This window comes from Crossiella sp. S99.2, assembly GCF_023094165.1.
In the GTDB taxonomy this organism is placed as follows: Bacteria; Actinomycetota; Actinomycetes; order Mycobacteriales; family Pseudonocardiaceae; genus Crossiella.
In genome coordinates this window covers 96,429-119,244 of sequence record NZ_JALMDK010000020.1, presented here as the reverse complement: position 1 = coordinate 119,244, position 22,816 = coordinate 96,429, and the positions used below count along the sequence as shown (strand labels likewise).

The window sequence follows — 22,816 nt, the reverse complement described above, 5'->3', positions numbered from 1 at the left end:
TTCAGAGCCGGTGCAGCGCGGCGGCGATGGTCTCGGTGATCCGGTCCAGTTCGGCCGGTCCGTGCGCGGTGCTGAGGAACCACGGTTCGAGGGGGTTGGGGTGGAAGTAGACACCGGCCTGCTGGCAGAGCAGCTGGAGCTTGCGGTGCACCGGGTAGGCGATCAGCGAGACCGCGCCGTCGTAGGCTTCCTCGGTGTTCATCGGCCGGGCGAGCAGGGCCACCGAGAGCACCGAGCCGGAGCGGGCGATGCGCACCGGACGTCCTGCCGCGGCGAAGATTTCCCGAAGCCTGGACTCGAATCCGGCGCAGGTCTGTTCCAGTCTGCCGTAGACCCCGGGGTCATTCTTGATCTTGGTGAGCATGGCGGTCGCGGCGGTGATCGCGGCGTGGTTGCCGGCGAAGACTCCGGCGTGGAATGCCTCGTTGCGGGCCAGCGGGGCCATCATCGCGGTGCTGCCGCCGAAGGCCGCCACCGGGAATCCGCCGCCGAGCACCTTGGACACGATGGTCAGGTCCGGCAGCACACCGTACAGCTCCTGCGCGCCACCGGCGGCCAGCCGGAAGCCGGTGATCACCTCGTCGTAGACCAGCAGCGAGTTGTGCTTCTTGGTCAACTCGGCCAGCCGGGCCAGGAAGCCGGGTCGCGGCGGCACCACACCGGCGTTGCCGCACACCGGTTCCAGGATGACCGCGGCGATCTGGTTGCCGTCCTGGGCGAAGGCCCGTTCCAGTGCGGCCACATCGTTCCAGGGCAGTTCGAGGGTGTGGCTGAGCGCGCCGGGGATCATGCCGGGGGCGCCGGGTTCCGGGCGCGGGCGGTGCAGTTGCGGGCGGCCCGCGGTGATCGCGGAGCGGCGCAGCACGGTCTCGCTCCAGCCGTGGTAGTGGCCCTCGAAGGTGAGCACCAGGCTGCGGCCGGTGTGGAAGCGGGCCAGCCGCAGCGCGGAGGTGATGGCCTCGGTGCCGGAGTTGGCGAAGCGGACCTGCTGCACCGAGGGCACCAGTTCGGTGATCAGCTCGGCGGCCTGGTGGTCCAGCCGGTGCGGCAGTCCGGTGACCGCGGCCCTGGTGAGCTGTTCGCGCACCGGGTCGAGCACATCGCGGTCGGCATAGCCGAACAGGTGCGGGCCGTAGCCCATGTTCACATCGATCAGCTCGTTGCCCTCGACGTCGTGCAGGCGGCAGCCGCGGGCGCCGTCCACGACCAGCGGCGTGCTCATGCCGGCGTTGCGCATGTTGCTGCTGCCACCGCCGGCGATGACCGCCCTGGTGCGGGCGAGCAGGGCGGCGCTGGTGGTCAGCTCCTCGGCCAGGATTGTCTGGGACATCAGGGAAATCCTTCGGTTGAGGTGGATGCTCAGAGCAGGCAGCTGGTGGCCTGCGGCTGGTAGGGCCGGGCCGCCACGGCGGGTTTGAAGCCGACCACCATGGAGCGGGAGCCGGTCAGGTGTTCGATGCTGGTGTTGGTGAAACCGGCCTGCCGCAACCAGTTCTCGCATTCGGCGCCGGTCAGGTCGAAGCCGCCGCCGACGGAGAGGTTCATCAGCAGGCTGAGGATGGCGGCCACGAAGTTCTCGCCGGTGCCTGCCAGCGATTCGTCGATGATCAGCGCGCCGCCGGGGGTGAGGCTCTGGTACGCCTTGGCGATCAGCTGCTGTTTCTCGGCCAGGTTCCAGTTGTGCAGCACCTGGCCGAAGATCAGCACGTCGGCGGCAGGCAGTGGGTCCTGGAAGAAGTCGCCCGCGCGGAACTCGGCCCGGTCGCCGAAACCCAGTGCGGTGGTGTGCTCGGTGAAGCCCGTTTCCGCCGCGGGCAGGTCGAAGCCGATCGCGGACAGATGTGGCTGGCGGGCCAGGATCCGGGTGAGCAGCGCGCCCTCGGCGCAGCCCAGGTCGGCCACGCTGGTGTAGTGCTGCCAGGGGAATTTGGTGGCCAGCACCGAGGCCGCGCCCAGGCTGAAGGCGGTCATCAGGCGCAGGAACAGCCGGGCGCCCTGCTCGGTGCCGTACTGGCGCTGGTAGAAGTCGCGGCCGTCACCGGTCGCGGCGCCGAGGCGCAGGGCGGCGGTGAGGTCGAAGTCCTGGAGGTCCAGCATCTGCGCCAGCGCGTCGCCCAGGTAGGTGCCGGGTGTGCGCTCGTCCAGGTAGGTGGCGGCCTCGGCGCTGTTGCGGTACTGGTCGCCCTCGCGGTGCAGGAGTTCCACCGCGGTCAGCGAGTCCAGGAAGTCCTGGGTGGCGCGGCGGTCCCCGCGCAGATCCAGGGCCTGGGCGAGTTCCTCGGCGGTGCGCGGGCCGCCGGCCAGTTCGGTGCACACGCCGAGCCGGATCGCGCTCTGCAGGACCTTGGACTGCCAGCGGGCCCAGAACAGCTCGTTGAGCCGGGTCGGGGTCGTCGTCATGCCGCACAGCCTCACCGCCAGCCCGGCCGGGGATAACCCCAGTCACTCCCCTACCGCCCCCCGGTTCTCCCCGGCCCGGCGACCTGGGCTCGGGCGGCCAGGACTGGGGAGCGGGCAGGGGGCGCACAGGGGTTATCGCCGGGTGCGGGCGGCCGGAGGCTGACCTGGCAACGGGTTTCTCCCTGAAGGTGTGGTGACTGTGCTGCGAACCGACCTGATCCGACCGCTGCCGGAGCTGCTGGCGGCCAACGCCGCCCGCTTCGGCGACCGGATCGCCTACTCCGACGCGCGCCGCGGCGTCAGCTTCGCCGACCTGGACCGGCGCACCCGGCACCTGGCCGGGCGGCTGGCCCAACTGGGTTGCGAGCGGGGTGACCGGGTGGCGATGCTGCTGGGCAACCGGGTGGAGACGGTCGAGGCGTATCTGGGGATCGCGCGAGCCAGTGCGATCGGGGTGCCGTTGAACCCGCAGGCCGCCGACGCCGAACTGGACCGGCTGCTGGCCCATAGCGGCGCGACGGTGCTGCTCACGGACCGGCCGCGCCTGGACCAGGTGCGTCGGCTCGCGGCGGCGCCGGAGGTGCTGCTGGTGGACGATCCGGCGACGTGGACGGATCCGGGGGTGGCTGCCAGGGATGACCTCGGGGTGGATGAGGTTGGGTGGCTGCTCTACACCTCCGGCACCACTGGGCGACCCAAGGGTGTGCTGTCCACGCTGCGCAACTCGCTGTGGTCCCTCGCATCGCTGTACGCGCCGGTGCACGGACTGTCCGAAGAGGACTCACTGCTGTGGCCGCTGCCGCTGTTCCACTGCATGTCGCACCACCTGTGCGTGCTGGGGGCCACCGCGGTGGGGGCTAGTGTGCGGCTGCTGGACGGGTTTTCTGTTCCTGATCTGCTGGCCGAGTTGCGGACTGGCGCGCACACGGTGCTGTCCGCGGTGCCGACCATGTACCACCAGGTGCTGGCGACCGGGGAATCCCTGCCTGAGTTCCCGCGGATCTGCGTGGCCGGCGGGTCGCCGAGCAGTGTCGCGTTGCGACAGTCCTTTGTGGACACGTTTGGCGTGCCGTTGCTGGACAGCTACGGCTGCACCGAGACCTGTGGGCCGATCGCGGTGAGTCCGCCGGATGGTTCGGCCCCGCCGGGGTCCTGCGGGAAACCCTTGCCTGGGCTGACCGTTCGGCTGGTCTCGGCCGAGGGTGCAGACGTGCCGACGGGTGCCGAGGGTGAGTTGTGGGTGCGTGGGGCCAGTGTGATGGCCGGGTACCACAACGAGACGGCAGAGGTGCTGACCGATGGCTGGTACCGGACCGGGGATCTCGCGCGCCAGGACGAGCAGGGGTTTCTGACCATCACCGGGCGCAGCAAGGAGCTGATCATCCGGGCCGGGGAGAACATCCACCCGGGCGAGGTGGAGGACGTGCTGCGGCAGGTGCCCGGGGTGGCCGATGTGGCGGTGGCCGGGCAGCCGCATGAGGTGCTTGGCGAGGTGCCGGTGGCCTATGTGGTGGGGGCGGCGGAGCCGGCGGCGTTGTTCGCGGCGGCGCGGGAGCGGTTGTCCTACTTCAAGGTGCCGGAGCAGGTGTACACGGTCCGCGAGATCCCGCGGACGGCCTCGGGCAAGGTGCGGCGGCATGAGCTGGTGACCCAGCCCGCGCGGCTGGTGGCGGTGGGCACGCCGCACTACGAGTCGCTGTTCGAGGCCGACCGGCTGACCCGGGTGCCCACGCGGACCAGCGCACCGCCGATGGTCTTCGACCCCGAGCGGACCGTGCTGGTCACCGGCGCGGACGGCGAACTCGGCGCGGCAGTAGCCCGGCACCTGGTCGGCGCGCATGGGGTGCGCAGGCTGCTGCTGATCGGGTCCAGTGCGGCGGGCACGGCGTCGATCGACGAGCACGGACTAGCTGAGCTGGGCGCCACGGTCACCCTGGCCACCTGCGATCTCGCTGATGAGCAGGCGGTCGCCGCACTGGTCCGGCAGGTGGGCGGGGTGGTGCACACCGGCGACCTGGCGGGCGCGGAGGTGCTGCACCGGGTGACGGGTGAACTGTCGGCGTTTGTGCTGCTGACCGACGAGTTGTCGGCGGGGTTTGAGCTGCTGGCCAAGCAGCGGCGGGCGGCGGGGCAGCCTGCGGTGCTCCTTGGGGTTGAAGTGCCGGACTGGTTGCCGATGTTCGATGCCGCGCTCACCGTGAACCGGCCCGCGGTGGTGGCCCAGCGTGCCCCAGTGGCCGAGGCTCCGGTGCTCGACGGCTGGGACGGCGGGCTGCTTAAGCTGGTGCTGGCCGCGGCCGCGGCGGTGGGCGGGCTGCCCGAGGGCGAACTGCCGGAGCCGGACCGGCCGTTCAAGGACCTCGGTTTCACCTCGGCGCACGCGGTCCAGCTCCGCGACCGGCTGGCCGCGGCCACCGGACTCACCCTGCCCGCCACCATCGCCTTCGACCACCCGGATCCCTTGGCACTGGCCCGGGAACTGGCCGCGTTGCGCTCTGGCGAGCGGGCCGTGGTGACGGCGACCGGGGTCACCGGCGAGCCGATCGCGGTGGTGGGCATGGGCTGCCGGTTCCCCGGCGGGATCGCCTCGCCCGAGGACCTGTGGCGGTTGCTGATCGCGGAAACCGATGTGGTGGGCGAGTTCCCCACTGACCGGGGCTGGGATCTCGACCGGTTGTTCCACCCAGATCCGGACCAGCCGGGCACCAGCTACGTCGACCAGGGCGGTTTCCTGGCGGACGCGGCCGGGTTCGACGCGGCCTTCTTCGGTATCTCCCCGCGCGAGGCCCTGGCCATGGACCCGCAGCAGCGGCTGCTGCTGGAAACCGCGTGGGAGGCGGTGGAACGGGCCGGGATCAGCGCGACCTCGTTGCGGGAGCAGCCGGTCGGGGTGTTCGCCGGGCTGATGTCGGCGGACTACGGCGGCCGGGTGCCCGCCGATCTGGAGGGTTACGCCGGGCTGGGCACGGCGGGCAGCGTGGCGTCCGGGCGGATCGCCTACACCCTCGGACTCACCGGCCCCGCGCTCACCGTGGACACCGCCTGCTCCTCCTCACTGGTGACCATTCACCTTGCGGTGCAAGCACTTCGGCAGGGTGAGTGCTCGATGGCGCTGGCCGGAGGCGCCACCGTGCTGGCCACCCCGGCGAACTTCGTGGAGTTCAGCCGACAGCGTGCCCTCGCGCCGGACGGGCGCTGCAAACCGTTCGCGGCCGGCGCCGACGGCACCGGGTGGTCCGAGGGTGCGGGCATGCTGTTGCTGGAACGGCTGTCCGACGCGCGCCGCAACGGGCATCCGGTACTGGCGATCATCCGGGGTTCGGCGGTGAACCAGGATGGCGCCTCCAACGGGCTGACCGCACCCAACGGACCGGCTCAGCAGCGACTGGTCCGGCAGGCACTGGCCAACGCCGGGCTGACACCGTCCGAAGTGGACGCGGTGGAGGCGCACGGCACCGGCACCCGGCTGGGCGATCCCATTGAGGCACAGGCATTGCTGGCCACCTACGGGCAGGATCGGGAGCAGCCGCTGTTGCTGGGTTCGGTCAAGTCCAACCTCGGCCACACCCAGGCAGCGGCGGGTATCGCGGGGGTGATCAAGATGATCGCGGCCCTGCGGCACGGGGTGCTGCCCAGGACCTTGCACCTGGGCCGGCCGAGTCCGCACGTGGACTGGGATTCCGGCGCGGTGGAGCTGCTCGCCGAGACCCGGCCGTGGCCCGAGGTGGACCGGCCGCGCCGGGCCGGGGTGTCCGCGTTCGGGATCAGCGGCACCAACGCCCACGTGGTACTCGAACAGGCACCCGCCGACCTCCCGGTGGCCGATACTCCGGGACCGTGGCTTATTTCTGCCCGAACCCCAGAAGCCTTACGCACCAGCGCCGCACAACTGGTGTCCACTGTGGACACTCCTGGAATGGCCCACACGCTCGCCACCGGGCGCGTGCATTTCCGGCACCGGGCGGTGGTGCTCGGCGGTGACCGGGACGGGCTGGCTGCGCTCGCGGCGGGGCGCCCCTCCCCCGCGGTCGTCGAAGGCAGCGCGCACGGCACACCACGGGTCGCGTTCCTGTGCACCGGGCAGGGTAGTCAGCGGCCGGACATGGGACAGGGGTTGCGGGCGCGGTTCCCGGTCTTCGCCGAGGCGTTCGACGAGGTGGTCACGACACTGGATCCGTTGCTGCCGTGGCCGTTGCGGGATGTGCTGGACAGCGAGCTGATCCACCGCACCGAGTACGCCCAGCCCGCGTTGTTCGCCCTGGAAGTGGCGCTGTTCCGGCTGGCCGGGCACTTCGGGGTGCACCCGGTGGCGCTGGCCGGGCATTCGGTCGGCGAACTGACCGCGGCACACCTGGCCGGGGTGCTGTCCCTGGCGGATGCCGCGACCCTGGTGGCCGCGCGCGGCAGGCTGATGCAGGCGCTGCCCGAAGGCGGCGCGATGGCCGCGATCGAGGCCACCGAGGCGGAGGTGCTGGACTCGCTGCCCGGACCTGAGGTGTCCCTAGCCGCGGTCAACGGGCCACGGTCGGTGGTGATCTCCGGCGAAGCCGAGGTGGTGCTGGCGGTCGCGGAACGTTGGCGGGAGGCGGGACGCCGGGTCAAGCGACTTCAGGTGAGCCACGCCTTCCACTCTGCCCGGATGGAGCCGATGCTGGCCGAGTTCGGCCACATCGCCGCCGGGCTGACCTACCACCCGGCCCGGTTGCCGGTGGTGTCCAACCTGACCGGTGAGCTGATCACCGACCGGCTGGGCGATCCCGGGTACTGGGTGGCACACGTGCGCGAGCCGGTCCGGTTTGCCGACGGCGTGCGGGCTCTGGGTGGGCTGGGGGCCACTGCGTTCCTGGAGCTGGGGCCGGACGCGCTACTCACCGCGATGGCCCAGGACTCACTGCCCACGGCGGTCGCGACACCCGCCCTGGTCGCCGGGGAGGATGAGGCCGAATCATTCCTTGCGGCACTGGCTGCCCTGCACGTGCACGGCGCGCCGGTCGACTGGTCGGTGCTCTTCCCAGCCGGGCTACCAGCCGCGCTGCCGACCTATCCCTTTGAGCGGCAACGGTTCTGGCTCGACAGCTCTGGTCCGGAACGGGTGGAGCCAGTCAGCGAGCCGGACGCCGCGCCACGCCGGTCCGACCTGCTGGACCTGGTGCGGACAGCAGCCGCGGCCGTGCTCGGCCACACCGAGGTCAGTGCGGTGGCCCCCGATCTGGCGTTCCAGGAACTGGGTTTCGACTCCCTGGCCGCCGTGCGGTTGCGCAACCGGCTGACCGCCGCCACCGGCCTCACCCTGCCCGGTGCGGTGGCGTTCGACCACCCCAACGCACGCGCCCTGGCCGAGCACCTGCACACGCTGCTGACCGGCTCCGGCACCCCCGGCGAGTCCACCAGCCGAACCGCGACTGAGGAGCCGATCGCGGTGGTGGCCATGGGTTGCCGCTATCCCGGCGGGGTGACCACACCGGAAGACCTGTGGCGCCTGGTCGAGTCCGGCGTGGACGCGATCACCGGGTTGCCGACCGACCGGGGCTGGCCTCTGGACGAGCTGTTCGACCCCGACCCGGCGGCCATCGGCCGGAGCTATGTGCGGCACGGCGGTTTCCTCACCGGCGCACTGGACTTCGACGCCGCCTTCTTCGGGATCTCGCCGCGCGAGGCCCTGGCCATGGACCCGCAGCAACGGCTGCTGCTGGAAACCGCTTGGGAGGCAGTGGAACGCGCGGGCCTCAACCCCGGCGCACTGCGTGGTGAACCGGTCAGCGTGTTCACCGGGGTCGCCCACCATGACCACGGCGCCCGGCTCTACCATCGGATCCCAGCCGAGGTGGAGGGCTACCTCAGCATCGGCAGCGCGGCCAGTGTCGCCTCTGGCCGGATCGCCTACACCCTCGGGCTCACCGGCCCCGCGCTGACCGTGGACACCGCCTGCTCCTCCTCGCTGGTGGCCATTCACCTTGCCGCCCAAGCACTCCGACGTGGCGAATGCACCCTGGCGCTGGCCGGGGGCGCGACCGTGCTGGCCACCCCGGCCACCTTCATCGAGTTCAGCAGGCAGCGCGCACTCGCCTCGGACGGCCGCTGCAAACCCTTCGCCGCCGGCGCGGACGGCACCGGCTGGGCCGAGGGCGCGGGCATACTGCTGCTGGAACGACTCTCCGACGCGCAACGCCACGGGCACCCGATCCTGGCGATCATCCGCGGCTCGGCGGTCAACCAGGATGGCGCCTCCAACGGCCTCACCGCCCCGAACGGCCCGGCCCAGCAACGGGTGATCCGCCAGGCCCTGGACAGCGCCGGACTCACACCGTCCGAAGTGGACGCCGTCGAGGCACACGGCACCGGCACCACCCTCGGTGATCCGATCGAGGCACACGCCCTGCTGAAAACCTACGGGCAGCACCGGGACCGGCCGCTGTACCTGGGCTCGCTCAAGTCCAACCTCGGCCACACCCAGGCCGCCGCGGGTGTCGGCGGAGCGATCAAGATGATCATGGCTATGCAGCACGGGATGCTGCCCCGGAGCTTGCACGTCGACCAGCCGAGTCCGCACGTGGACTGGGAATCCGGCGCGGTCGAACTGCTCACCGAGTCCACCCCGTGGCCGGAGAACAACCGCCCACGCCGGGCCGGGATCTCCGCCTTTGGCATGAGCGGCACCAACGCGCACCTCATCATCGAATCCCCGCCCGCGCTGCCCACCGAACCCCGGCCGGAACTCGATCCCGGCCCGCTGCCACTCGTGCTCAGCGCCCGCGGTTCCACCGCACTCGACGCCCGTGTTGCCGCGTTGCCCGAGGCCAACCGGCTTGATCTCGCCTACACCCTGGCCACCACCGACGCCAGACTCCCGGATCGGGCAGTGCTACTGGCCGAGAACCTGGTGCGCGGCAACGCCACCGAGCCAGCGCGCACCGTGTTCGTCTTCCCTGGCCAGGGCGCGCAGTGGCCCGGCATGGCCTTGGAACTGCTCGACAGCACCCCGGTGTTCGCCCAGGCGCTGACCGACTGCGCGGAGGCGATCGAGGCGCACGTGGACTGGCGGCTGCTGGACGTGCTGCGGGCGCCCACGCTGGATCGGGTGGACGTGGTGCAGCCCGCCCTGTTCGCGGTCATGGTCGCGCTGGCCCGGCTCTGGCAGGCACACGGCGTGCAGCCGGAGGCGGTGGTCGGGCACTCGCAGGGTGAGATCGCCGCCGCGCACATCGCCGGTGCGCTGTCCCTGGCGGACGCGGCGAAGGTGATCACCCTGCGCAGCAAGGCGTTGCGCGCCCTCTCCGGCCGGGGCGGCATGCTCGCGGTCCGCCGGCCCGCCGCCGAGGTGGAGCAGCTGATCGAGCCGTGGCACGAGCTGCTGGCGGTCGCGGTGGTCAACGGGCCGGACGCGACCGTGGTCGCCGGGGACGGTCACGCGCTGTGGGAATTCGCCGAAACCTGTGCCAGCGCGGACATCCGGACCACCCTGCTGCCGGTGGACTACGCCTCGCACACCAACCACGTCGAGGCGATCCGGGACGAACTGCTGACCGCGCTGGCCGACATCCGGCCCCGGGCGGCGACCATCGACTACTACTCGGCCACCACCGGCGAACGGTTCGACCCACTCGGGCTGGATGCCCACTACTGGTACCGGAACCTGCGCGAACCAGTCCGCTTCGACCGGGCCGTACAGGCGCTGACCGAGGCTGGCCTGGACCTCTTCGTCGAGGTCAGCTCACATCCGGTGCTGGTCCCCGGGATCGAGGACGTCCGGACCGCGAGCACCCTGCGCCGTGCCGACGGCGGCCGGGACCGGTTCCTGCACTCACTGGCCGAGGCTTACGTCTGCGGTGCTCCGGTGGACTGGCCGCGCTGGTTCGACGGCCTTCCCGCGCGCCGGATTCCGTTGCCCACCTACCCTTTCCAGCGTCAGCGGTACTGGCTGGAGGTCCCGCGCACGGCCGTGATCGAGGGCCATCCGCTGCTCGGCCCGGCGACCCGGCTGGCCGAGGACGACGGTGTGCTGTTCACCAGCCGGGTGTCCCTGGCCACCCACCCCTGGCTGGCCGGGCACGCGGTGCGGGACGCGGTGTTGTTGCCGGGCACAGGTTTCCTCGAACTCGCCCTGCATGCCGCCGCCGAGACCGGCTGCGCGATGGTGGAGGAACTGACCATCGCCACCCCACTCCTGCTGCCACCCGAGGGCGCGCGTGTCCTCCAGGTCCGGGTGCACCCGCCGGACGACGCGGGCAGGCGAGCGATCAGCGTGCACTCCCAACGCGATGACGATCCGGACTGGATCCGCCACGCCACCGGTGTGCTCGCACCCACCACCGGGAAACCATTGCCAGGTCTGGAAGACTGGCCGCCACCCGGCGCCACGGAGCTGCCGATCGGCGGCCTGTACGCGGAGCTGGCCGAGTCCGGCTACCAGTACGAACCACCCTTCCAGGGCCTGCACCAGGCATGGCGGCACGACTCCGACATCTACGCCGAGGTGCGCCTGGACACCGAGTCCGACGGCTTCGGCCTGCACCCCGCGTTGCTCGATTCGGTGCTGCACGCCATCCCACTCGGCGCCGGCCCACGCGACCGATTGCCGTTCTCCTGGAACGGAGTCACCCTCGCCGCGAGCGGAGCCACCGTACTGCGCGCCCGGCTGACCCCACTGGGCCAGGACGCGATCTCCCTGCTGCTGGCCGACGCCACGGGCACACCGGTCGCCTCGGTGGACTCCTTGCTGCTGCGCCCGATCGCACCTGATCAGCTCAGCACCACACCGGAATCGCTCTACCGGATCACCTGGTCCGAAACCCCGGTGCCCACAACCACAATCCCCATCGCCCAGTACCCCGACCTGACCGCGTTCACCACCGCACTGACCACCGGGGCTGCGTTGCCCGAAGCCGTGGTGCTGCCCGCACCAACAGGCGAGGTCCGGGAGGCTGCCTGCCAGGCCCTCGACCTGGCCCAGCGCTGGCTGGATCCGCGGTACGGCACCAGCAAGCTCGTGCTCACCACCCGCGACGCGGACACCGATCCGGCGAGCGCGGCCGTGTGGGGCCTGCTCCGGTCCGCGCAGTCGGAGAACCCGGGCCGCTTCGTGCTGCTGGACCACGATGAGGACCTCACCCCCGATCTGCTCACCACCGCCCTCGCCACCGACGAACCCCAGCTCGCCCTGCACGCGGGCCAGCTGCGGGTGCCCCGGCTGATCCGGGTGCGGCCATCAACGGCCGGTCGGACCTGGGATCCCGACGGCACTGTGCTGATCACCGGCGGCACCGGCGTGCTCGGCGGACTGCTGGCCCGGCACCTGGTCACCCGGCACGGCGTCCGCCGCCTGCTGCTGACCAGCAGACGCGGCCCGGCCGCCCCCGGCGCGGCGGAACTACAGGCCGAACTGACCACACTCGGCGCTGAGGTGACCGTGGCCGCCTGCGACACCGCCGACCGTGCTGCCCTGGCCGCACTCTTCTCCGGGCTGATCCACCCACTCACCGCGGTGCTGCACCTGGCGGGCGCCCTGGATGACGGTGTGCTCTCCGCGCTCACCCCGGACCGCCTGGACACCGTGTTGCGCCCCAAGGCCGCGGCCGCCCAGCACCTGCACGAGCTGACCAAAAACCTCGACCTGGCCGCGTTTGTGCTGTTCTCCTCGGCCTCCGGCGTGCTCGGCGGCCCCGGCCAGGCCAACTACGCCGCCGCCAACTCGGTCCTGGACGCCCTGGCCCGGCAGCGACAGGCGGAAGGACTGCCCGCGCTGTCGCTGTCCTGGGGACTGTGGGCGGAGGCCAGCGGACTCACCGGTCACATCAGCGCCGCCGACCGCGGCAGGCTGGCCCGCGGCGGCACCCTGCCGATGAGCACCGAGACCGCCCTGGCCTGCTTCGACGCCGCCCTGCGCGGGGAGGACGCGCACCTGGTGCCGCTCCGGCTGGCCACCGCCGACCTGCGTGGCGAAACTCCGCCGCTGTTGCGCGGACTGGTGCGTCGCCGCCTGCCGGTCGCGGCGACCGAGGCCGCCGAGGCGTCCTGGTCCGACCAGCTGCGCGCACTGCCGCTCGCCGACCAGCGGGAGAAGCTGCTGGCCCTGGTGCAGCGGGAGATCGCCGAGGTGCTCGGGCACACCGGTCCGGCCGCGCTGGTGGCCGGGCGGGCGTTCAAAGACCTCGGCTTCGACTCCCTCACCGCGGTCGAACTGCGCAACCGGCTGACCACCGCCACCGGGCTCCGGCTGCCCGCCACGGTGATCTTCGACCACCCCTCCCCCGGTGCGCTGGCCGAACTGCTGCGCGCCGAACTCGCGCCCAGCGAACCGGAACCCGACCTGCCCGACCTCTTCGACGCCATGGACGCCGACCGGCTGGTCCAGCACGTGCTGGGCGCCACCACAACTGGAGTGCACACGGCATGACCACCACACCCGAACAGCTCGTCACCGCCCTGCGCGTGGCAGCCAAGGAGAACCAGCGGCTGCGGCTGGAGAACGAGTCGCTCACCGCGCGCAGCACCGACCCGATCGCGGTGCTCGGTATCGGCTGCCGCTTCCCCGGCGGCATCCGCACCCCCGAAGACCTGTGGGACCTGGTCGCCGCCGGCACCGACGCCATCGGCGGCTTCCCGGTGGACCGCGGCTGGGACCTGGACCGGCTCTACGACCCGGATCCCACCCGGCCGGGCACCTGCTACGTCCGCGAGGGCGGGTTCCTGCACGAGGCCGCCGAGTTCGACGCGGGCTTCTTCGGCATCTCCCCGCGCGAGGCCCTGGCCGTCGACCCGCAGCAACGGCTGCTGCTGGAGACCTCTTGGGAGGCGGTGGAACGCGCGGGCATCGACCCGATCACCTTGCGGGACCGGCAGATCGGCGTGTTCACCGGGGTGATGTACAACGACTACGCCTCCCGGCTGTACCGCCGGATTCCCGAAGAGGTGGAAGGCTATCTGGGCACCGGCAGCGCCGGCAGCGTCGCCTCCGGCCGGATCGCCTACACCCTCGGCCTCACCGGCCCGGCGATCACCGTGGACACCGCGTGTTCGTCCTCACTGGTCGCCATTCACCTTGCCGCGCAGGCACTCCGGCAGGGCGAATGCGAGCTGGCACTGGCTGGTGGGGTGACCGTGATGGCCACGCCGGGCACCTTCGTCGAGTTCAGCCGACAGCGCGCACTCGCCCCGGACGGCCGCTGCAAACCCTTCGCCGCCAACGCCGATGGCACCGGCTGGGCCGAGGGCGTCGGGGTGCTGCTGCTGGCCCGCCTCTCCGACGCCCAGCGCGCCGGGCACCCGATCCTGGCGATCATCCGCGGCTCAGCGGTCAACCAGGACGGCGCCTCCAACGGGCTGACCGCACCCAACGGACCGGCCCAGCAACGCGTGATCCGCCAGGCTCTGACCAACGCCGGGCTCACACCGTCCGAAGTGGACGCCGTCGAAGCACACGGCACCGGCACGAGGCTCGGCGATCCCATTGAGGCACAGGCCCTGCTGGCCACCTACGGCCAGGACCGCGAGTCACCCCTGTACCTCGGCTCACTCAAGTCCAACCTCGGCCACACCCAGGCCGCCGCCGGTGTCGGCGGCACAATCAAAATGATCATGGCTATGCGAAACGGGATACTGCCGCGCAGCCTGCACATCAACGAGGCCAGCCCGCACGTGGACTGGGATTCCGGCGCGGTCGAACTGCTCACCTCGGCCACCCCGTGGCCCGCACACGGCCGCGCCCGCCGGGCCGCGGTGTCCTCCTTCGGCGTCAGCGGCACCAACGCACACCTCATCCTCGAACACCCCGAACTCCCAGCGCCAGCAGCGGAACCCTCACCCGGCCCGGTCCCCATCCTGCTCTCCGCACGCACCCCGGAAGCCCTGCGCGCCCAGGCCGAACGTCTGCTCGCGCACCCCAGTCCAGACCTGCCCGCCCTGTCCACCACCCTGGCCGAGGGCCGCGCCGGCTTCGAGCACCGTGCCGTCCTCATCGCCGCCGACCAGGACGAGCTGCGCGCCGGACTGTCCACTGTGTCCACTGGCGACAGCGCACCCAACCTGGTCACCGGCACCGCCACCAACCCCGGCAAGGTGGTGTTCGTCTTCCCGGGCCAGGGCTCCCAATGGCCGGGCATGGCCCTGGACCTCCTGGATACCGAACCGGTGTTCGCCGAGGCCCTCGGCGAGTGCGCGCAGGCGATCGAGGCGCACGTGGACTGGCGACTGCTGGACGTGCTCCGCAGCGGTGAGCTGGACCGGATCGAGGTCGTGCAACCAGTGCTGTTCGCGATCATGGTCGCGTTGGCCCGGCTCTGGCAGACGCACGGTGTGCGACCCGATGCCGTGGTCGGGCACTCCCAGGGTGAGATCGCCGCCGCGCACATCGCGGGTGCGCTCACCCTGGCCGACGCGGCCCGGATCGTGGTGCGCCGCAGCAGGTTGCTGACCAGCCTGGTCGGTCGCGGCGGCATCCTGTCGGTGGCCCTGCCCGAGACCGAGGTCCAGGACCGGCTCGCGCCCTGGGCGAAGGAGCTGGCGGTGGCCGCGGTGAACGGGCCGCGATCGGTGGTGGTCGCGGGCGCCGATGACGCGCTCACCGAGTTCGCCGCGATCTGCGCTGCCGAGGAGATCCAGGTGCGCCGGATCGCCGCCGGGGTCGCCTCGCACTGTCACTACGTCGAAGAACTGCACGAACAGGTGCTCGACCAGCTCGGCGGGCCCGCCCCGCAACCAGCCAGGGTGCCGTTCTTCTCCACCGCGGCGGCCGACTGGGTGGACGGGACCGCGCTCACCGCCGAGTACTGGTACCGCAACCTGCGCCTGCCGGTCCGCTTCGAACAGGCCACCCGCGCACTCGCCGAATCGGGGCACGGGGTGTTCGTCGAGATCAGCCCGCATCCGGTGCTGACCGTGTCCATTCAGGACACTGTCCCTGCTGTGGTCACCGGCACGCTGCGCCGCGACCAGGGCGGCCGGGAACGATTCCTGCTGTCCCTGGCCACCCTGCACGTGCACGGCCTGCCGGTGCGCTGGCCCAGCCACCCCGGCGTCGCGCGGGCCGACCTGCCGACCTATCCCTTCCAGCACAAGCGTTACTGGCTCGACGCCCCCACCCACGGCGACGGCCGGGCAGCGGGCCATCCGCTGCTCAACGCGGTAATCGACCAGCCCGGCGGCCACCTGCTCACCGGTTCACTCCCGGCCGGGACCTCCACCACCGCACTGGTCGAACTGGTGCTGCGCGCGGGCGCGGAAGCAGGCTGCGACCTGGTGGAGCAGCTGACCATCGAGACCGAGCTGCCACCCGAACCAGTCGAACTGCGACTGCTCCTGGGACCGTCCGAAGTGGACAAATGGCCGGTGACGGTGTCCATCCGCACCGCGGACTCGGACTGGATCCGTTGCGCTACCGGCATCCTGGTCAAGGACGACCACTCCGGCCCCTGGCCAACAATCGGAGACTGCACCGAGGTCACGATGCCGGACAGCGCGGGCTACGACCTGCACCCCGACCTGATCAACGCAGCCCTGCGCGCGATCGGCACCCCGGTCGCCTGGCACGGCCTCCGCCTGCACGCGGTATCCGCGACCACGCTCCGGGTCCACCTGACCCCCACCGGAAACGGCTACGCGCTCATCGCGACCTGCCCCGCCGACCAGCCGGTGCTCACCGCCGACCTGGTCATCCCCGGCACCCTCCCGCCCCCACCACGCACACCCCGCCCAGCGCCGACCAGACCCCAGCGGCGAGTGGCAAGTGCTGCCTCCCCGGCCGCGGCCAACATGCTCGACCTGGTCCGCGCTACCGTCCGCACCGTGCTCGGCCACACCGAGGACCCCAACCTGCTCACCAGCTTCAAGGAACTCGGCCTGGACTCGCTCACCGCAGCCGAACTACGCACCCACCTCGCCGCCGCCACCGGCCTGACTCTGCCCGGCTCCCTGGTCGCCGAACACCCCACCCCACAACAACTCGCCGACTACCTGGACCGCAGACTCAGCGGCGAGGAGTCTACTTCGGACAGTCAGCTGCCAGTCGAAGTGAAGCTGGCCGAGGACATCCTCCCAGCAACAGAACGAATCGCGATGAGCGAGCCACCCAGCCAGATCCTGCTCACCGGCGCCACCGGCTTCCTCGGCGCGTTCCTGCTCCGCGATCTGCTCCGGGAAACCCGGGCGACCGTGCACTGCCTGGTGCGCGGCCGGGACGTGACCGCCGCGACCGAACGGCTGCGGGCCCAGCTCAAGTGGTACGGCCTGCTGGCCGAGGTCGACCTGACCCGGGTCCGGATCGTGCTCGGCGACCTGGCCGACCCCAGGCTGGGCCTCAGCGCCCGCCGATTCGACCAGCTGGCCCGGCAGATCGAGGTGATCTACCACGCGGGTTCGGCGGTGAACTGGCTGCACCCCTACCGCGAACTGGCCCCCGCCAACGTGAATGGCACCGAGGAGGTGTTGCGGCTGGCCGCCCGGCACCGCACCGTGCCGGTGCACCACGTGTCCTCCCTCGGCGTCTTCGCCCAACCACCAGCGGGCGCTGACCCACTGCGGCCGGCGGATCCGACCGGGCCGCTCGCCGCGCTGTCCAGTGGGTACCAGCAAAGCAAGCAGGCGGCCGAACAGCTGGTGCGGCAAGCGATCGAGCGCGGGCTGCCGGTGGTGGTGTACCGGCCGGACGTGATCTCCGGCGACCAGCACGCGGGTGCCTGCCAGCCCAACGACTTCCTCTGGCTCAGCCTCAAGGGCTGCCTCCAGGCGGGGATGCTGCCGGAGGACGCCGAGGCCGAGTTCACCCTCACCCCGGTCGACTACGTCAGCGCCGCGATCGTGGCGCTGTCCCGGCGACCCGACTCCCTCGGCCGCACCTTCCACCTGCACAACCCGGAACCGGTCCGCCTGACCTGGATCGCGGACGCACTGCGTGCACTCGGCCACCGGCTGGACCCGGTGCCCAGAGCGGACTGGCAGGCGGCCGTACGCGCCAGCCGGGGCAACGCGGCGCTGCCCCTGCTGGAAGTCTTCAACGCGCGCACCAGCGCGGGCGGGCCGCCGTTGCCCGCCTTCGACATCGGCGAGACCGACAGCGCACTGCCCGAGCTGCGCTGTCCGCGCGTCGACAAGGAGTTGTTCAGCATCTACGTGGAGTTCTTCGTGCGCGCCGGCTATTTCCCGCCGCCGAGCTGACGATGGCGGCGTGCCCCGGTCGCGGGCACGCCCACCAGCACGGCGGGCAGCGCCGCCCGGTTCCGTACCCGCAGTTTGCGGTAGACCCGGGTCAGGTGCTGCTCGACCGTGCTGCTGGTGACCACCAGCCGGGCCGCGATCTGCTGGTTGGTGTAGCCCAGCACGGCCAGGGCGGCCACCCGGCGTTCGGCCTCGCTGAGCCCGCGCAGCCGGTCCGCGGCCAGCTCGGCGACCGCTGGATCGTCTTGGTAGAGCGGCACCGCGCCGCATTGGCGGGCCACCTGACCGGCCTGCCTGCGCACCCCGGCGGCCCGGCGGGTGTCGCCGAGGGCCTCGAAGGCGCAGGCCAGGTCGAGCAGGGTGCGGGCCAGTTCGATCCGGTCGCCGCGGTCCTCCTGGATGGCCACCGCCTCGGTGAGCAGCCGGGGTCGTTGGGCGAAGGGCAGGTGCAGGGCCCGCAGGCGCAGTCCCATGGCATGACTCCTCGTGTGTTCGCCGTCGGTCAGGGCGAGTTGTTCCTCGATCAGCCGGTCCGCTTCCCCGGTCTGGCCCTGGTGGTGCAGGGCCTGCGCGGCCCCGGCCCGCCAGGGCAGCACCCCGGGCAGGTCCAGCCGCCAGGCAGCCATCCGGTCGCCACAGGCCAGGAAATCGGCCAGCGCCGCTGTCCAGCGGCCCATCGCCAGGTGCAGGCCGCCACGCGCGTACAGGTAGTGCAGGCCGGGCACGGTCTGGAACATGGTCTCCGGCACCGGCTGGGCCAGGCATTCCGCGGCCAGGTCGTAGTCGCCGGCCTGGGTGGCCGCCTGCACCAGGCAGCTACGCGGGAATCCGGCCACCACACCCCAGCCCTCGGGGCCGAGCTGGTCCAGTGCGGAGGCGGCCAGTTCCTGGGCGGTGAGCAGTTCTCCTTGGCGCAGCGCGATTTCAGCCTGCACGCTGGTCAGCAGCGCCAGCCAGGTCGGGGAGTGCCAGCCCGCGGCCTCGACCAGCATCCGTTCGCACCAGGGCCGGGCGAGATCGTTCCGGTCGGCGTAGATCAGCGTGAGCAGGGCCAGCAGCAGGGGTTCCAGGCCGAAGGAGGTGGTGTGCCGCAACCGGATCCCGCGCAGGATCTGTTCGGCCTGCGCCACCGCGACGTCCCGGCCGCCGCGACCCAGTTCGTCCGGCAGCGAGGCCGACCAGCGCAGCCACGGTTCGGTCACCGACTCCCGGCGGGTGCTGCCGTGCAGTTCCCCGGCCAGTGGCGGGCACAGCCGGGCCAGCCATTCCGCGCCGAGTTCACCCGCGGGCGCCTGACTGTGCGCCAGCACCCTGGATGCCGCGTCCAGCCTGCCGTGCCAGAGCAGCAACGCGGCCAGTTCCACCCCGTCCCGATCACCGAGCCTGCCCTGGGTCGCCGCGGTGATCAGCGGATCGAGGTGCCGGGCCGCGGCCACCGGATTGAGCCGCCACTCCACCCTGGCCAGGGTGACCTGGATCGCGAGCCGCTCCCGCTCGCCCTGGCAGCAGCGCAGGGCCAGTTCCAGGCAGCGCACGGCCAGCTCGATGTTGTTGTCCAGCAACGCCTGTTCGGCCGCGGTGCGCAACACCCCCGGTCCCCAGGAGCCGCGGCTGTGCCCGGCGGCGAGCAGGTGCCCGGCCACCTCCAGTGCGGAAGCCCCTTGGTCGTAACGTAGTCGCGCGGCCCGCACGCCTAGTTCGCGACGGTCCTTTATGGACAGTTCGGCGGCCAGCGCGGTGCGGGCGGCCGGGTGCCGGAACTGCTGCCCGTCCAGGATTCCGGCGGCGGACAGGGCGGTCAGCACCTCGGTCACCCGCTCCACTCCGGTCCCGGTCAACGCGGACAGGTCGGCCGGGGTCAGCTCCGCACCCAGCAGGGCCAGCACGCCGGCCAGGCGCACCGCGGCCCGGTCGGCCCGCCGGACGCAACGCAGCACAGCCTGGGTGAAGGCCGCCTGCTCGTCGTCCTCGGCCACCGCGTGCACCAGCAACGGGTTGCCGCCGGTGTTCGCCCAGACCTCTGCCGCCAGGGTGCGGGCCCGGATCGGGCCGAGCCGGTCCGCCAGCAGCAGTTCGACCCCATCCCGGCTCAGCGGGCCGAGCCGGATCCGGTGGCAGTGCGGCAGATCCAGGAGTTCGGTGCGGAAGGTGGCCAGGTCGGGGCGGGACCGGGGCACCTCGGTGAACACGGCCAGCACCGGTGCGGTGCGCAGGCGGCGCACCAGATACAGCAGGCAGCGCAAGGAATCCGCGTCCGCCTCGTGCACATCGTCGATCCGCAGCAGCACCGGCCGGCCCGCCGCGGCCGCGCGCACGTGCGCCACCAACCCGTCGGCATCCCGCACGCCGGGGGCGAACTGGCTGACCACACCCAGCGCGCAATCGCGTTCCGCGGCCGAACAGTTCGCGCTCAGCACCAGGAATCCGCTGTCGGCGGCCCGGCTGGTGGTGACCTCCAGCAGGCTGGTCCGCCCGCAGGTCGCGGGGCCGCCGAGCAGCACCACCGCACCCCGCCCGCGCACACACCCGACCAGCAACCCGGCCAGCCGGGCCAGCTGTTCGTCCCGCTCCACCAATAGCATCCGCGGATCTCCTTGGCCTGTCTCGGTTGTGGTGATCCAGTACACCGGTCCGGCGGACCCGGCCTCCAGCGCGAATGACCGTCTGGTGGAACAACACCCCTTTGCCCGGGAAAGACGACTGTCTACTTTGTGCCCCAACGGAAATCCTCGTTCCAAGGAGTAGTTCATGCACGTCCTCACCGCCCTGTACGGTCAGCCGGCCGATCCGGCCGCCTTCGACGAGTACTTCGCACGGGTGCACACCCCCATCGCCCAGCGGGTGCTGGATCGCGGTCTGCGCGGGGCGACCATCACCAGGTTCCGGCCCGAGCCGGACGGCACCCCGGCCGCCTACCACCTCAAGGTCGACATCGCCGCGGACTCGGCCGAGGTGATGGACGCCGCGCTGGCCAGTCCGGCCGGGCTGGCCGCCGCCGAGGACGTGGCCAACTTCGCCACCGGCGGGGTGGTGGTGCTGCGCGGCGAGGTCGACTGAGCCGTGGTGCGCGCCCCTGTCCGGCTCACCGGCCGGACAGGGGCGGCAGTTCGTGCCGGAGGATGGCCAGTTCGGTGTCCCGCAACTCCGGTCCCGGGCGCAGGCCCAGCCGGTCGGCCAGCACGATCCGGCTGCGTCGTCCGGCCGCGAGCGCGTCCGCCTGCCGTCCGGCCGCGTACAGCGCCCGCATCAGCAACACGCACAACCGTTCCCGCAGCGGTTCGGCCCGCACCAGCGGTTCCAGCTCATCGGCCACCAGCCGGTGCCCGCCCGCGCACAGTTCGGCCACCGCCCAATCCTCCATTGTGGACAGAAACTCCTGGCGCAACCCGGCCACCTCCGGCCAGTCCCGGCTCATCGGCAGGTCGGCCAGGGCCGGTCCGCGCCACAACGCGGCCGCCGCCCACAGCGATCCGGCCGCGGTCAGGGCCTCCCCCGCGGCCAGTTCCGCCCGGCCGCGCTGAACCAGGCGGCGGAACCGGACCAGGTCGAGATCGTCCTCGGCCACCCGGAGCAGGTAGCCGGGCGGATGGGTCAGCAGCAACGGCGAATCCGGCCCGGCCACCTCGGCCGCCAGCGCGCCGCGCAGTCCGCACACCGCGTTCTGCAGCATTTTGCGTGCCGTGCGCGGGCGGTTGCCCGGCCACAGCGCGCCGAGCAGCTCGCCGGTGGCGACCACCGAGTTGTGCCGCAGCAACAACAGGGCCAGCACACTCCGCTGGTTGCCGCCGCGCACCGGCCGCACTTCGAGGGGTACCTCCAGTGCGCCGAGCACCCGAAACCGCACAGCTCCGCCATCTCCTTCGCAGGTCGGCGACCGGTGCGCGGACCCGGGGCCGGATGGGGAGGTCCGCGCACCGGCCGGGTGGCGGCCGAACGGCTGGGGGTCCGTCCGGCCCGCCGCGTGCGGTAGTCACCGGGAGGAGTGACCACCGGGGTGGCTGGTGTCGCCCGCTCAGTCTGGCCCGGACGGGGTGGCGCGGTCTTGTCACCGGATGCGCGTGCTGAGCGCGGATCCGGGTGCATTTGTGTTGGCTGGCCAACAGGACCCAGCCGATGTCCGGCGAGTTGGCCCAACTGGTACGCCGAGTTGGCCCAAGTGGGCGTACCAGTTGGCCCAAGTGGTCTTGACCGCGAGGGTCAGTTCACCCGGAACTCCAGCAGGCAACGCTGTTCGGTCAGGTCGGTGACCGCGTCCAGCGCCAGCCCGTGCGCCGAGCCCAGGGCGCGGAACTCGTCCAGGGTGCGCTCCCGGCCGCCGAAGATGACCAGCATGGCCAGCTCGAACTCGGTGTTGGCCTTGCGCCCGCCGACCGGTTCGATGACCAGGATCCGCCCGTCCGCCGGCACCGCGGCCACGCAGCGGGCCAGGATGCGGTGCGCGTGCTCGTCGTCCCAGTCGTGCAAAATGTCGCACAGCAAATACGCCTGCGCCCCAGGTGGCAGCGGGTCAAAGAAGCTGCCCGCACTGGCCACCGCCCGGTCGCCGAGCCCTTGCTCGCGGAAGATCCGGTCGGCCACGGCTGCAGTGGGTTCGAGGTCCACCAGGTGGCCACGCAGGCCAGGATGGGCGGTCAGGATCGCGGCGAGCAGGGTGCCGACCCCGCCGCCGACGTCAACCAGGTGGTCGAAGCGACCCCAGTCGTAACCGGCCACGATCCGCGGCACCTGCTCGCGGAAGCGGTGCGTCATCTGCCGGTCGAAGGACTCGCGCAGCCGCGGTTGTTCGGCCAGGTCAGCCCAGAAGTCCTGCCCGTGTTTGCGGGTGTAGGCCGCCTCGCCGGTGGTGACGCTGTGCAGTAGTTCGGTGAAGGCCAGGTCGGCGCGGCCACCAGCCAGGTTGAAGTGCAGGAAGTTGGCCAGCCCGTTGTCCGCGTCAGTGCACAGGGCCGCGCCGAACTCGGTGGTCCGGTAGCCGCTGCCGGTACGTTCCAGGACGTCGAGGGCGGTGAGGTGGGCCAGCAGCAGGTCGAGTGCGATCGGGGACAGCCGCTGCTCGGTGGCCAGCTGTTCGGCGGTGGCGGGCGTGCCGCGCAGGCGGTCCGGCAGGCCCAGGGTCACCGCGACCCGCAGCGCCATCGGGGTGGCCAGCCCGGCCAGTGCGCGGAGTTTGCCGACGTGGTCGTCATTCACGGAGATCCACGGTGGCACACCTGTCAACGCCGAATCGGACCGCGACCGGCACAGCGTGTAGAACTGACTCCGGAGGGTC

General features: G+C 71.8%; 8 protein-coding genes. 3 read left to right on the top strand and 5 right to left on the bottom strand.

All coding sequences use genetic code 11. The features are described 5' to 3' along the window. Nucleotide 1 precedes the first annotated feature (1 nt). Both MZC64_RS44025 and MZC64_RS44020 read right to left on the bottom strand, forming a co-directional pair. Nucleotides 2-1,330: an aspartate aminotransferase family protein gene (locus MZC64_RS44025; RefSeq protein ID WP_247765480.1), complete on the bottom strand. Its 1,329-nt coding sequence runs from the start codon at nt 1,328-1,330 to the stop codon at nt 2-4. A 29-nt stretch (nt 1,331-1,359) separates the two neighbouring features. Further along, nucleotides 1,360-2,400, bottom strand: coding sequence for an acetylserotonin O-methyltransferase (locus MZC64_RS44020; protein WP_247765478.1), 1,041 nt, complete (start codon nt 2,398-2,400; stop codon nt 1,360-1,362). A 193-nt stretch (nt 2,401-2,593) separates the two neighbouring features. Here MZC64_RS44020 and MZC64_RS44015 point away from each other — a divergent pair, with 193 nt between their 5' ends. Further along, on the top strand, nt 2,594-12,793 hold the full coding sequence (locus tag MZC64_RS44015; protein ID WP_247765477.1) for a type I polyketide synthase: 10,200 nt from the start codon (nt 2,594-2,596) through the stop codon (nt 12,791-12,793). Next, the gene (locus MZC64_RS44010) at nt 12,790-17,547 is read left to right on the top strand and encodes a type I polyketide synthase (RefSeq protein WP_247765476.1); all 4,758 of its coding nucleotides are present in this window, start codon (nt 12,790-12,792) and stop codon (nt 17,545-17,547) included. Before MZC64_RS44015 ends, MZC64_RS44010 begins: the two co-directional genes overlap by 4 nt. Here MZC64_RS44010 and MZC64_RS44005 read toward each other — a convergent pair. Then, the gene (locus tag MZC64_RS44005) at nt 17,526-20,129 is read right to left on the bottom strand and encodes a LuxR C-terminal-related transcriptional regulator (protein WP_247765474.1); all 2,604 of its coding nucleotides are present in this window, start codon (nt 20,127-20,129) and stop codon (nt 17,526-17,528) included. The two genes, MZC64_RS44010 and MZC64_RS44005, sit on opposite strands and share 22 nt — an antisense overlap. Before the next feature lie 166 nt (nt 20,130-20,295). Here MZC64_RS44005 and MZC64_RS44000 point away from each other — a divergent pair, with 166 nt between their 5' ends. After that, the gene (locus MZC64_RS44000; protein WP_247765473.1) at nt 20,296-20,604 is read left to right on the top strand and encodes an EthD family reductase; all 309 of its coding nucleotides are present in this window, start codon (nt 20,296-20,298) and stop codon (nt 20,602-20,604) included. 25 nt (nt 20,605-20,629) lie between these two features. Here the strand turns inward: MZC64_RS44000 and MZC64_RS43995 are convergent, their stop codons facing one another. Together MZC64_RS43995 and MZC64_RS43990 are read right to left on the bottom strand one after the other, a co-directional pair. Beyond that, complete coding sequence (locus tag MZC64_RS43995) at nt 20,630-21,391, bottom strand: AfsR/SARP family transcriptional regulator (protein ID WP_247765471.1); 762 nt, start codon at nt 21,389-21,391, stop codon at nt 20,630-20,632. A gap of 353 nt (nt 21,392-21,744) precedes the next feature. Continuing rightward, nucleotides 21,745-22,737 carry a methyltransferase gene (locus MZC64_RS43990; RefSeq protein ID WP_374205878.1) on the bottom strand — a complete coding sequence of 331 codons (993 nt, stop codon included), beginning with the start codon at nt 22,735-22,737 and terminating at the stop codon, nt 21,745-21,747. Between the last annotated feature and the right edge of the window lie 79 nt (nt 22,738-22,816).

What these genes read in the sequence shown, in the direction of transcription:
- MZC64_RS44025 (WP_247765480.1), bottom strand. Translation starts at nt 1,330, where the DNA reads ATGTCCCAGACAATCCTGGCCGAGGAGCTGACCACCAGCGCCGCCCTG.
- MZC64_RS44020 (WP_247765478.1), bottom strand. Translation starts at nt 2,400, where the DNA reads ATGACGACGACCCCGACCCGGCTCAACGAGCTGTTCTGGGCCCGCTGG.
- MZC64_RS44010 (WP_247765476.1), top strand. Translation starts at nt 12,790, where the DNA reads ATGACCACCACACCCGAACAGCTCGTCACCGCCCTGCGCGTGGCAGCC.
- MZC64_RS44005 (WP_247765474.1), bottom strand. Translation starts at nt 20,129, where the DNA reads ATGCTATTGGTGGAGCGGGACGAACAGCTGGCCCGGCTGGCCGGGTTG.
- MZC64_RS44000 (WP_247765473.1), top strand. Translation starts at nt 20,296, where the DNA reads ATGCACGTCCTCACCGCCCTGTACGGTCAGCCGGCCGATCCGGCCGCC.